Genomic DNA, 12,001 nt, shown 5'->3' with positions numbered 1-12,001 from the left:
GCCAGGCAGGTGGATCGTGGAGCGCGAGCAATCGGAACAGCCCAAGAACGCATCGGACTCGGAGGAGAGGGCGGACGCGAACGAGCGGCGCAGCGGGTATCTCGGCTTCGTCGCCCATGAGGTCCGCAACCCGCTCTCGACCGCGCTCTGGACGGCCGAGCTCCTGGCTCGAATGTCGCCCGAGGAGCGTGGCGGGGCTCGCGGCGACAAGCTCTCCGCGATGTGCCTGCGCTCGCTCTCCCGCGTTCGCCAGCTCGTCGAGGATCACTTCCTCTGCGAGCGGCTCGACGTGGCGGGCATCCCCGTGCGCGCGGAGCCGCTCTCCCTGGGCGAGATCCTCGAGGGCCTGCTGGAGCGGCGTCCCGCCGACGCCCCGCCCGTCACCGTCGAGCTCGACGGGCCGATCACGGTGGCCGCCGATCGCTCGCTGCTCGAGCGGGCGATCGAGGCACTGCTCGCCGTCGCGGGCAGCGAGGGAACGCCCGTCCGCGTGGTCGCACGCACGGGGGAGGACGTCTCGATCTCGGTGTCGGGCCACGCGGTGCCCCCCGAGGCGCTCGAGGATCCGCGCAAGGGCTCCCCCAGTGATCCGAAGGGGCGGGCCCTCGCGCTTCCGGTCGCCCGCCGCGCGGCGGGGGCGCTGCACGGCAGCCTCGCGCTGTCCGAGGATGGTTACCTCCTCACGCTCCCGCGAGTGAGGGCATATACTGCCCCGCCCGATTCACCCCGGGAGCCATGACCGATCCCCTCGTGCTGGTCGTCGACGACGACCCCGACATCCTCGACGCCATCTGCGACATCCTCGAAGGCGAGGGTTATCGCGTGGCGCGCGCGCGTCACGGGGTGGAGGCGCTCGAGCGGGTCGAGGCCGAGAAGCCGGCCATCATCCTGCTGGATCTGATGATGCCCGTGATGGACGGGCTCGCCTTCGCCCAGGCGCTCCGGGAGCGGCCGGGCAGGGCGGAGATCCCCATCGTCGTCATCTCGGCGGACGGCAACCCGCAACGCGCCGCGTCGGTCGGGGCCGCAGGCTACCTGGCGAAGCCATTCGACATCGACGCGCTGCTCGCGCAGGTCGCGCAGATGACCTCGTCGGAGTGCGCCTCGCTCTGACGGCGACATCACCCGACCGCGCCCGGAAAACCGGCGGCGGTACGCGGGCTTCCCTTGACACCCGCCCGCCGGACGGGTAGAAACCGCCCCTTTCCAACGGCACGTCCTCCGCGGCCAGTCGTGACGCGCGGCGGACCAATGCGAGGTGACACATGGCGACAGGGCTTCTGGCGAAGAAGCTTGGGATGACGCAGATCTTCACCGCCGAGGGCGACTGCATCCCGGTGACGGTGATCGAGGCGGGTCCCTGCACGGTGGTGCGGCGCAAGACGGCCGAGAAGGACGGCTACGACGCGGTCGTGCTCGGCTGGGGTGAGGTGGACGAGAAGCACGCCCACCGCCTCACGAAGTCCGAGGTCGGCGTCTTCAAGAAGGCCGGCACGCCCATCTTCCGGCACGTGAAGGAGATCCGCGTCAAGGACGCGAAGCTCCTCGGCGAGCTCAAGGCCGGCGACGTCCTCACGGTCGACAAGGTCTTCAAGGAGAACCAGCGCATCGACGTGGCCGGCATCACGAAGGGCCGCGGGTTCACCGGCGTCATGAAGCGCTGGAACATGAAGGGCGCCGCGCGCGACTCGTCCACGGCGCACGAGCACCACCGGCACGTCGGCGCGATCGGTCAGCGCAAGACGCCGGGCAAGGTCTGGAAGGGCAAGCACCTCCCCGGCCACTACGGCGTCGACAACGTCACGGTCCAGAACCTCACGGTCATGGGCGTCGAGGCCGACAAGAACCTCCTCCTCGTGAAGGGGGCAGTGCCGGGCCACAATGACGGCCTCCTCTTCGTCAACACGGCCGTGAAGGGCCAGCCGCGCGCCAAGCAGGTGCAGGAAGTCCGCGCCCGCGCGAAGCCGAAGGTCTAGCGGCCTCCGCCGCACGCCGGTCGAAGGACACGAGACGCCGCTCCGGGGAGACCGGGGCGGCGTCTTCGTTCGTGGCGATCGCGCTCGCTGTCGGCGCGGGGGGCCGGAGACGTCGACGCCGCCCGCGGGCGGGGCCCGGGGCGGCGTCGGTGACGGCTGGCTGCTCTAGGACGGCCGAGCGCCTCAGGCCTGCGCCGAGGCGGAGCCGCCCTTCTTGCGGTCGCGCTCCAGCTTGTAGCGAAGGGTCGGGTCGAGGAACTTCTTCCGGAGCCGGATCGAGAGCGGCGTCACCTCGACGAGCTCGTCCTCGGCGATCCACTCGAGCGCCCGCTCGAGGCTCATCTCGCGGGGCGGGGTGAGGATCACGTTCTCGTCCCGGCCCGCGGCGCGGATGTTCGTGAGCTTCTTCTCCTTCGAGATGTTGAAGTCGAGGTCGTTGTCGTGGCTGTGCTCGCCGACGATCATGCCGGCGTAGACCTTGTCGCCGGGCTTCACGAACAGCGCGCCGCGCTCCTGCGCGTAGAAGCAGGCGTAGGCGACGACGTCGCCGATGCGGTCGGCCACGATGGCGCCGCTCTTCCGCTTCTCGATGCGCCCCTGCCACGGCTCGTAGCCGTCGAACTGCGAGGACATGATGCCCTCGCCGCGGGTGAGCGTGAGGAACTCGCCGCGGAAGCCGATGAGGCCGCGGGCCGGAACGCGGAACTGGAGGCGGGTGCGGCCCGAGCCGAGCGGCTGCATGTCCACCATCCGCCCCTTGCGCGACCCCATGCTCTGCGTGACGCCGCCGACGCCGTCGTCGGGCAGGTCGCAGACGAGCAGCTCCATCGGCTCGTGGACCTCTCCCTCGATGGTCTTGAGGATGGGCTCCGGGTTCGAGACGGTGAGCTCGTACCCCTCGCGGCGCATGTTCTCGACGATCACCGCGAGCTGGAGCTCGCCGCGGCCGACCACCTTGAAGGCGTCCGGCGTCTCGGTGTCCTCGACGCGGATGGAGACGTTCTTGTACGCCTCGCGGTAGAGCCGCTCGCGGATGTTGCGGCTCGTGACGTACTTGCCTTCCTTCCCGGCGAAGGGGCCCTCGTTCACCTTGAAGACCATCGACATGGTCGGCTCCTCCACGCTGATGCGGGGGAGGGCCACCGGATTCGCCGGGTCGGCGATGGTGTCGCCGATGCCGATCTCCTCGGCGCCGGCGATGCAGACGATCTCGCCCGGGCCGGCGTCCTTCACCTCGACGCGCTTCAGCCCGTCGTAGGCGTAGAGCCGGACCACCTTGGCCGGGACGATCTTGCCCTCCTCGCGCATCACCGCGATCGCGTCGCCCTCGTGCAGCACGCCCGAGGAGATGCGCCCGATGGCGAGGCGGCCCACGTAGTCGTCGTAGTCGAGGTTGTCGACCAGCATCTGGACGTGGGTCCCGTCGCCGCCCGGCGGCGGGGGGACGTGGGTGAGGATGGCGTCGAAGAGCGGCTTCAGCGACTCGGCCTCGAAGGCGCCCTGGACCGTGTGGGCCGCCTTGCCCTCGCGGGCGATGGCATAGATGACCGGGAAGTCGATCTGGTGCTCGTTCGCGCCGAGGTCGATGTAGAGCGAGTAGACGAGGTCGAGGACCTCCTTCGCCCGCGCGTCCTGGCGGTCCACCTTGTTGACGACGAGCACGGAGGGCAGCCCGAGCGCGAGCGCCTTGGAGAGGACGAAGCGCGTCTGGGGGAGGGGACCCTCGGCGGCGTCCACCAGCAGGAGCACGCCGTCCACGAGGCGGAGCGCGCGCTCCACCTCTCCGCCGAAGTCGGCGTGGCCGGGCGTGTCGACGATGTTGATCTTCACACCCTTGTAGGTGACGGCCGTGTTCTTCGCGAGGATGGTGATGCCCTTCTCGCGCTCGAGGTCGTTCGAGTCCATCACACGCTCGACGAGCTGCTCGTTCGCGCGGAACACGCCGGCCTGGCGCAGCATGAAGTCGACGAGGGTGGTCTTGCCGTGGTCGACGTGTGCGACGATGGCGACGTTGCGGATCTGCTCGCGGGGGGTCATGTAGGACTCTTTGCGTAAAAGGCCGGGACTTATAGTCGTTTCCAGCCGCGCAGGGCAAGCTAAACCGCGATGTCGGGCGATAGCGGGAAAATCGGCCAAGCGCCCGCCACGTGGTAGGATGGGCGCGTTCAGCAATTTTTCTCGCTCGCCGGGGGGCGCGCTTCAGGAATGCCTCACGTCATCCTCTTCGTGGACGACGAGCCGGAAGTGCTCGGCCTCTTGCGGCGCACGTTCCCGCCGCAGGATGGCTACGAGGCGCTCACGGCGGGCGGCGCCGAAGAAGCGCTGAAGATCCTCTCCGAGCGGGAGGTCGAGCTCCTCGTCACCGACCAGCGCATGCCGGGCATGAGCGGGGTCGAGCTCGTCTCCGAGGCGCGGCGAAAGCGCCCCGACCTCTGCGCCATCCTGCTCACGGCCTACACCGAGCCGCGCGAGCTCGTCGAGGCGATCAACCGCGGCGAGGTCTACCGGTACCTCGTGAAGCCGTGGGAGAGCGCGGATCTCCGCCAGACGGTGGTCCGTGCCCTCGAGCAGGTCCACCTGAAGCGGGAGCACGCGCGCCTGCTCGCCGAGGCGGAGCGCCGGCTCCAGGCCCTCCAGGTCGCCGCGGAGGTGGCCCGGGAGGCGAGCGTCGCGGAGAGCCACACGAGCCTCCTCGAGAGCGTCGTCGAGCGGCTCCCGCGCATCGTCCCGTGCGACGTCGCCGCCGCGCTCTTCGCTCCCCCCGGCAGCGCCCCCCTCTTGCTCCTCAAGCCCGTGGCGCGGCTCTCCGACTCGGCGCTCCTGCAGGTGAAGGAGGACGCGCTCGCCGCGTACGCGGAGCACTCGGGATCACGCCTCGCCGAGTCGTCGCTGCAGATCCGCGTGCTCGGCGGCGCCGGCCGGGCGAGCGCGTTCGGCTCGCGCCTCGCCGTCCCGCTCCAGGTCGACGGCGCCACGGCGGGTGTCGTCCTGCTCGAGAGCGCCGCCCCCGGCGCGTTCGGCGACGGCGACTCGCGCATCCTCGACGTCTTCGTGAACGAGCTCGGCGCGGCGCTGCGGGCCTTCGGCGCCAAGCACGCCGGCGAGCGGCAGCGGCTCGAGCGCGTGGTCGAGTGCATGGCGGACGGCCTGCTCTTCGCCGCGACCGGGTCCGACGAGGTGATCGCGAACCCCGCCGCGCGCCGCATGCTGGGGGCCGCGCTCGAGGGGCCGCTGCCGGTCAAGTGGCTCAAGGACGCGCTCGGCTTCTACCCGTTCGACCTCGTGCGCGGTCTCGAGCCCGATCCGTCGGGCCGCGCGTTCGTCCAGGAGGAGGTGCACCTCCTCGACCGGACGCTCTCGTCGATCGTCTCGCCGGTCGCCGAGCCGGACGGCCGGCTCGCCGGCGTCGCCATCGCCCTGCGCGACGTCACCGAGCAGAAGCGGCTCGAGGAGCGCAAGGAGGAGTTCGTCCAGGTCGTGAGCCACGAGCTGCGCACGCCGCTCACCTCGATCACCGGCGCGCTCGATCTGGTGCTCTCCGGTCTCGCCGGGGACCTGGAGCCGAAGCAGGGGCGCTACCTCCGCATGGCGCGGGAGTCGACCGAGAAGCTGAACGGGCTCGTCGACGACCTCCTCGACCTCGCGCGCCTCGCGAAGGGCAGGCTCGAGATGTCGCCGGAGGTCACGCGCCTCGACGAGCTCGTGCGCGCGACCGTGGAGCGGTACCAGCCAGCCGCCGCGGAGCGCGGGCAGGAGGTCGCCGTGGAGACCCCGCCCGCCCCGGTGCGGCTCCTCGCGGATCCGGGCCGCGTGGGCCAGGTGCTGTCGAACCTCCTCACGAACGCCATCAAGTTCGCGCCCGAGAACAGCGTCATCCGCGTGCGGCTCTTCCGCTCGCCGGCGCTCCCGGGGATGCTGGGGCTGTCGGTCTGGAACGCCGGCGAGGCGATCTCCGAGCCCGACCTGGAGCGGATCTTCGAAAAGTTCGAGCAGGCGCGCACCGATCGCAACCGGCGCGTGCGCGGCACGGGGCTCGGGCTCTCCATCTGCCGCGGCATCGTCGAGGCGCACGGCGGCGCGATCTGGGCGGAGAGCCCGGGCGACGGCGTGCGCTTCGTGGTCGTGCTGCCGGAGGAGCCGCCCGCGACGCCGGTCGACCGCGGGCCGATCGCGGCCGAGGCGCCGCTCGTCCTCGTGGTCGACGAGCCCGACGCGGCGACGCTCACCCGCGGCGTGCTGGAGGCGCGGGGGATGCGGTGCCACGCGACGAGCGATCCCCACGAGGCGCTCGCGGAGGCCCGCCGCCGCCGCCCGCGCCTCGTCGTGTACGACCCGCGGGTCGTCACGCTCGCGGGCGTGCCCCTCGCGGACATCCTGCGCCACGACGCGGACACGCGGCAGGCGGCCGTGCTCGCCTTCGCCGACCCGAGCCAGCGCGAGGCGGCGTTCCGGGCCGGCGCGGAGGCGTTCGTGACGAAGCCTTCCTTGCCCCCGGTGCTCGCCGCCGCCGCGGAGCCCTTGCTCCGGCGGGGGCGGCCTGCCGGCGGGCGCGTGCTCGTCGTCGACGACGACCCCGCCATCCGCGCCATCTCGGCGGAGGTGCTCGCGAGCCAGGGCTACGAGGTCCTCGAGGCGGACACCGCCGCCGAGGCCCGCCGCATCGTGCAGGAGAAGCGGCCGCAGCTCCTGCTCGTCGACGTGCAGCTGCCGGACGGGAACGCCTTCGCGCTGCTCGAGGGGCTCGCCGAGGAGCGCGCCTCCGAGCCCTTCGCGGTCGTGTTCCTCTCCGCGCGCGGCGAGACCGCCGACAAGGTGCGCGCGCTCCGGCTCGGGGCCGACGACTACCTCACGAAGCCCTTCGACGCGCAGGAGCTCGTCGCCCGGGTCGACGCCGTGCTGCGCCGGCGCGAGGCGACGCTCCACGCCTCTCCGATGACGCGGCTGCCGGGCGGACGCGCCATCGATCAGGAGGTGGAGCGGCGGCTCGGCGGGCGCGTCCCGTTCGCGCTCACCTACGTCGATCTCGACAACCTGAAGGCGTTCAACGACCACTACGGCTACGCCAAGGCCGACGGCGTCATCATCCAGACGGCGGGCATCCTCCGGCACGCGGTGACCGAGCACGGCGGCGAGGCCGCGTTCCTCGGGCACATCGGCGGGGACGACTTCGTCGTGCTCACCGCGCCCGAGCGCGCCGGGGCGGTGTGCCGGGAGATCATCTCCACCTTCGACCGCGTGATCCCGCTGTACTACGACCGCGAGGACCGCGAACGCGGCTTCATCGAGGCGGCCGATCGCTTCGGCGTCCCGCGCCAGTTCCCGATCCTGTCGCTCTCCATCGCGACCGTCGTCGCGCCGCCCGGTCGGTACGCCGCCCACGCGGACGTCGCCCGCGCCGCCTCCGAGCTGAAGGAGCGAGCGAAGCAGGTGCCCGGCAGCGTCCACCTCTGCGACGACCCGGCCGCCACGGCGGGCCCGGTCGTCGTCGCCGGGGGCGCCACGGGCGGCGGCGGGGCGGCGGCATGACGCTGCAGCGCAAGCTCGCGCTCGTCCTCCTCGCAGCCTCGCTCGCACCGGTCGTCGGAGTCGGCTTCCCGATCGCGGCGTGGGCCCAGCGCGAGCTCGTCCGCCGCACGTCCGCGGAGCACCTCGCCCGCGCTCGCTCCGGCGCGGCGAGCGTGGCCGCGGAGCTCGCCCAGATCGACGCGACCCTCGGCGCGGCGGCGGAGAGCTGGCGGCCCGACCGCCTCGACGAGGCCGAGCGGCGCTGGCTCCTCGTCGTCCTCTCGCGCCAGCTCCCGGCCGCGGAGGCGAGCGCCATCGTGGACGCGAGCGGCAGGACGCGCGCGCTGGTCACGGGGTCGGGAGCCGCCGCGGACGCGTTCCTCGCTGCGGTGCGCGCCGCCGGGGAGCGCGCGCTGCCCGGGCTCGTGCTGCTCGCGTACGACGAGCCCGGGGCCGGCGCGCACCTCGCGGCCGTCCGCGCCCTGCCCGTCCGCGAAGGGCGCACCTGGCTCGTGGGCGTGCGGCTCGGGACGGAGCTCGTGCAGCCGCGGCTCGACGCCGCGGTGCCCGAGGGCGGGGCGGTCTACCTCGTCGACGGGGCGCGAGTGGTCGTCGCGTCCGCGGGCGCGCCCCCGCTCGAGGAGGCGGCGCGCGCGGAGCTCGCGGGACGGCTCGATCCCGCGCGCGCAGGGACGCTCCAGGGCCGGAGCGCCCTCGCGGCCTGGGCGCCCCTCCGCAATTCCTCGGGGTGGAGCGTCCTCGTCGTGGTCCCCGCGAAGGTCGCCTACGGCTCGATCGTCGGCCTGCGCCACGCGGCGCTCACCGCCTGCGCGCTCGTGGCACTGGGCGTGCTCGCGATCTCGTTCCTCGTCGTCCGGCGCACGGCGGTCGGGCTCTCGCGCATCGACGCGGCCGCCCGCGCGCTCGGCGCGGGAGAGGTGGCGGTCCGGCTCCCCGCGGACGGGCGCGACGAGGTCGCGGCGGTGTCGCGCACCTTCAACGCGATGGCGGACGAGCTCGGCACCGCCCGCCAGCGGCTCGAGCGCTGGAACGAGGATCTGCAGCGCGAGGTGGAGCTGCGCACGCGCGAGCTGCGCGAGGCCCAGGCGCAGCTCCTCGAGGCCCAGAAGCTCGCCGGGATCGGCCAGCTCGGCGCGGGCGTCGCGCACGAGATCAACAACCCGCTCACGGGGATCCTCGGGAACGCGCAGCTCCTGCTCGAGGCGATGCCCCCCGGGCACCCCGACCGCGAGTCGCTCGAGAAGATCGAGACGCTCGCCCGGCGCTGCCGCGACATCACCCAGAAGCTGCTCCGCTTCAGCCAGCAGCGCCCCGAGCCCGACTTCCGCGACCTCGACGCGAACCGGGTCGTCTCGGAGTCGCTCGCGCTCGTCGAGGGGCACCTCCGCGAGGCGGGCATCCCGATCGACGTGTCGCTCGCCTCGCCCGCGCCGCGGGTGCGAGGGGATCCCGGCCACCTCGCGCAGGTCGTGCTGAACCTGCTCTCGAACGCCCGGACCGCGTGCCTGGGGAGGCCTGGCGGCGCGATCCGGATCGCGACGCGGAGCTCCGGGGGCGAGGTCGAGATCGTGGTGCAGGACGAGGGGAAGGGGATCGCCCCGGAGCACCTGCCGCGCATCTTCGAGCCGTTCTTCACGACGAAGGATCAGTGGAGCAACGTCGGGCTGGGGCTGTCGGTCTCCTACCGGATCGTCGCGGAGCACGGCGGCCGGATCGACGTGGAGAGCCGGACGGGCGACGGGAGCACGTTCACGGTGCGGCTGCCGGCGGCAGGCTCCTCCGCGGCGACGGCGGCGTAGGGTCATGGACGACCGGCGCGAGCGCACGATCTTCTGGATCCTCGTCGCGGCCCTGCTGGCGGCCACCGGCGGCGCCTACGCGCTCATCCTCGGTCCGCCGCCGGGGGAGCGCGACCCCGTCGTCGTCCTCGCCGACGAGCCGCCTCCTCCGCGGGCAGGTCCTGAGGGTCCCGCCCAGGCTCACCCGTCGCCGGGCCGGCTTCGCCTGGCGGTCGCGGAGGTCGTCGGTGACGTCGCGCTCGTCCGCGGCGGCGTCGCGGCCCCCGCCCGGCCTGGCGACGCGCTGCAGCTGGAGGACGCGCTCGTCGCGAGCGCGGGCGCGCGCGTCAGGATCTCGGGGGGATCGTACGGGGTCGTCCTCGAGGAGGCCGGCCAGCTCGAGGTCGGGACGGCGTCGGCCGAGCTCGCGCTGCTGCGCCTGGGCGCCGGATATCTCAGCGCGACCGTCGCGGGAGGCGCGCTGGAGATCGCGGCCGCTCCGGGCGCGTCGGTGCGGAGCGAGCGCGGCACCCTCTCGGTCGCGCGGCAGGGCGGCTCCCTCGCGGTCGCCGTGCGCGAGGGCGGCGCCGTGCTCGGCGCCGCCGGCGGCGCGGTCGCGCTCACGGCGGGTCAGCAGTCGCTCGCGCTCGAGGGGCGACCGCCGCAGGCCGCGACCGCGATCGCGTCGTCGCTGCCCCTCGAGGTGAGCTGGCCCGCCCTGCGCAGGACGAACCGGGGCAGCGTGGTCGTGACCGGCCGCACGGCGCCCGGGGCGATCGTCGTGATCGGCGGCGCCTCCGTGAAGCTCGAGCCGGACGGTCGCTTCACGCACGTGATCGTGCTGCACGAGGGTGAGCAGCGCCTCGCCGCGCATGCGCGCGCGGTGGGCGGGCTGGAGGCGGCGGCGCACGGGCCGATGCTGGTGCTCGACACGCACGCGCCGGACGCCCGCTTCGACACGCAGGATCTCTGGGAAAAGCCGTAGCGCCGGCCTCGCCCCCGCCGTTCGGCGGTATCTCACCTTTCCCCACGAGTCCGGCGAAACCCATCGCCCGGTCGGCGACCTGGGGTGGGTTGGGGCGGACAGGGGGTCGCGATATCCTCCGATATCCACCTCGGGGGAAGCTTGCTCACTCGCAGCCACATCGCCGGCCTCGCGCTGGCGCTCGCGGTGCCGTCCGCCGCGGTCGCGGCGCCCGGCGGAACCTTCACCTGGATCGCGACGGGCCCTGGCGATCAGCGCGACCCGGCCATCGACGGTCGGTTCGTGGTCTACACCGACGCCGGCGGTACGAGCCGCGACGTGCTCGCGTTCGACCTCCTCACCGGCACGACGCGCGCCGTCGCCGCGGGGCCGGGCGACGCGGATTCGCCGGACGTCGCCCGCTCCGTCGTCGCTTACCGCGTGCCCGCCGGCGTGGCGGTCGCGTACCTCGCCACCGGCGCCCTCCTCCGCGCCGGGTCAGAGCCGGGCGCGGCGGCGCCGTCCGTGTCCACCTCCGTGGTGGCCTGGGAGGAGGGCGCGCCGGGCGAGCGGGACATCGGCTTCTTCGCCTTCGGAGGCGGGACGGCTCGCGAAGGCACCCTCGCCGCCGCGGGAGACCAGCGCCAGCCGGCCGTGAGCGGCACCTCCGTCGCCTTCGTCGACGACGCCTCGGGCGGCGCGGTCCGGCTGGAGGACGTCGCGCGGGGCGAGTCGAGCGTCGTCTGCGAGGGGCGAGCGACGGGCGTCGCGATCGACGGCGGCCCCGGAGCGCTCCGGATCGCCGTCGCGCGGGCGACCACGGGCGTGGACGCGGACGTCGAGGTCTACGACGCGGGCGGGGCGCTGCTGGCGGCGCTGCGCCTGCCCGGCGAGCAGCGCCATCCGCGCCTGTCGGGCGACTGGGTCGCGCTCGAGGATCTCTCCACCGGACGCTCCCGGGTGCTGCTCTGGAACTTTCGCACGGCGTTCCTCGACGTGCCGCGTCCATCCACGGCGGAGCAGCTCCTGGGCGACGTCTCGGGCGACGCCGACGCGGTCCGGGTGACCTTCGCGGAGCGCAGCGCGGACGGGCTCGACGTGGGGCTCTACACGCTGCCGCTCGCGCTCGCGGGCGGCGGGGGAGCGACGATCCCGCGTGGCGCGCGCTGCGACGACCCCGCCGCGGAGGTGCTCGCGGAGCTGGCGCTGTCACGCGCCCCCGGCGCGCGCGTCGAGGGCGAGCTCGCCTTCTCGGACCGGGCCGGCGCCGATCTGCCGGTCCTCGTCTGCATCGACGCGTCGCGCATCACCGCCGCGTGGGTCGCGCTGGACGGCGAGCGCCTCGCCGGGACGGCGGACCTCCTCGGCGACCGGGCGCACCTCGAGCGCAGGACCGTCGCGCGCGGGGGCGACGGCCTGCTCTCGGGCGGCCTCTCGGGGAGCCGCGGGGCGTCGCTGCGGGTGCGGGTGCTCGCCGATCGCACGCGCGATCCGAATGACGGCGACGCGGGCCCTCCGGAGCCGCCGCCGCCGCCGGCGCCCGCGGAGCCACCCGTCGCCGGTGAGCCTCCGCCCGACTCCGACCCCCGCCCCGGCCCGGTCGAAACCGGCACCCCGGGGACGGACGGCGGCGGGGCTGGCCCGAAGGCGCCGCCTCCAGGCTCGGGCTGCGCGAGCGGGGGCGGCACCGGTGGGCTCGCGCTCGCGGGCGCCCTGGCGCTCGTGCGGCTGCGGCGCCGCGCGGCGCGAGACTGACG

At 73.9% G+C, this 12,001-nt stretch carries 8 protein-coding genes; 7 read left to right on the top strand and 1 reads right to left on the bottom strand.

Going from position 1 to position 12,001, the window contains the following annotated elements:
- The first annotated feature begins 16 nt into the window (after positions 1 to 16).
- The 3 genes from MLV88_RS00325 to rplC all read left to right on the top strand — a co-directional run bounded on the left by MLV88_RS00325 (position 17) and on the right by rplC (position 1,976).
- The gene (locus MLV88_RS00325) at positions 17 to 739 is read left to right on the top strand and encodes a sensor histidine kinase (RefSeq protein WP_242335369.1); all 723 of its coding nucleotides are present in this window, start codon (positions 17 to 19) and stop codon (positions 737 to 739) included.
- Positions 736 to 1,113 carry a response regulator gene (locus MLV88_RS00320; protein WP_242335366.1) on the top strand — a complete coding sequence of 126 codons (378 nt, stop codon included), beginning with the start codon at positions 736 to 738 and terminating at the stop codon, positions 1,111 to 1,113. The genes MLV88_RS00325 and MLV88_RS00320 overlap by 4 nt, the downstream gene beginning before the upstream one ends.
- A gap of 152 nt (positions 1,114 to 1,265) precedes the next feature.
- Complete coding sequence (gene rplC / locus MLV88_RS00315) at positions 1,266 to 1,976, top strand: 50S ribosomal protein L3 (RefSeq protein WP_242335363.1); 711 nt, start codon at positions 1,266 to 1,268, stop codon at positions 1,974 to 1,976.
- 183 nt (positions 1,977 to 2,159) lie between these two features.
- Here the strand turns inward: rplC and typA are convergent, their stop codons facing one another.
- Positions 2,160 to 4,013: a translational GTPase TypA gene (gene typA, locus MLV88_RS00310; protein WP_242335361.1), complete on the bottom strand. Its 1,854-nt coding sequence runs from the start codon at positions 4,011 to 4,013 to the stop codon at positions 2,160 to 2,162.
- Between the two features lie 168 nt (positions 4,014 to 4,181).
- Here typA and MLV88_RS00305 point away from each other — a divergent pair, with 168 nt between their 5' ends.
- From MLV88_RS00305 to MLV88_RS00290, 4 genes are all read left to right on the top strand, one after another.
- Positions 4,182 to 7,502: a response regulator gene (locus MLV88_RS00305; RefSeq protein ID WP_243336547.1), complete on the top strand. Its 3,321-nt coding sequence runs from the start codon at positions 4,182 to 4,184 to the stop codon at positions 7,500 to 7,502.
- On the top strand, positions 7,499 to 9,301 hold the full coding sequence (locus tag MLV88_RS00300; protein WP_242335355.1) for a sensor histidine kinase: 1,803 nt from the start codon (positions 7,499 to 7,501) through the stop codon (positions 9,299 to 9,301). The genes MLV88_RS00305 and MLV88_RS00300 overlap by 4 nt, the downstream gene beginning before the upstream one ends.
- A gap of 4 nt (positions 9,302 to 9,305) precedes the next feature.
- A complete protein-coding gene (locus MLV88_RS00295) occupies positions 9,306 to 10,265 on the top strand; it encodes a hypothetical protein (protein ID WP_242335352.1) in 960 nt (319 codons plus the stop codon).
- A gap of 141 nt (positions 10,266 to 10,406) precedes the next feature.
- Positions 10,407 to 11,999 carry a hypothetical protein gene (locus tag MLV88_RS00290; RefSeq protein WP_242335350.1) on the top strand — a complete coding sequence of 531 codons (1,593 nt, stop codon included), beginning with the start codon at positions 10,407 to 10,409 and terminating at the stop codon, positions 11,997 to 11,999.
- Positions 12,000 to 12,001 lie beyond the last annotated feature (2 nt).

It is taken from the genome of Anaeromyxobacter soli (assembly GCF_022808855.1).
In the GTDB taxonomy this organism is placed as follows: Bacteria; Myxococcota; Myxococcia; order Myxococcales; family Anaeromyxobacteraceae; genus Anaeromyxobacter; species Anaeromyxobacter soli.
Note: the sequence above shows the minus strand (reverse complement) of the source record. Positions and strands in the feature narration are given on the sequence as shown.

What these genes read in the sequence shown, in the direction of transcription:
- MLV88_RS00320 (WP_242335366.1), top strand. Translation starts at nt 736, where the DNA reads ATGACCGATCCCCTCGTGCTGGTCGTCGACGACGACCCCGACATCCTC.
- rplC (WP_242335363.1), top strand. Translation starts at nt 1,266, where the DNA reads ATGGCGACAGGGCTTCTGGCGAAGAAGCTTGGGATGACGCAGATCTTC.
- typA (WP_242335361.1), bottom strand. Translation starts at nt 4,013, where the DNA reads ATGACCCCCCGCGAGCAGATCCGCAACGTCGCCATCGTCGCACACGTC.
- MLV88_RS00305 (WP_243336547.1), top strand. Translation starts at nt 4,182, where the DNA reads ATGCCTCACGTCATCCTCTTCGTGGACGACGAGCCGGAAGTGCTCGGC.
- MLV88_RS00300 (WP_242335355.1), top strand. Translation starts at nt 7,499, where the DNA reads ATGACGCTGCAGCGCAAGCTCGCGCTCGTCCTCCTCGCAGCCTCGCTC.
- MLV88_RS00295 (WP_242335352.1), top strand. Translation starts at nt 9,306, where the DNA reads ATGGACGACCGGCGCGAGCGCACGATCTTCTGGATCCTCGTCGCGGCC.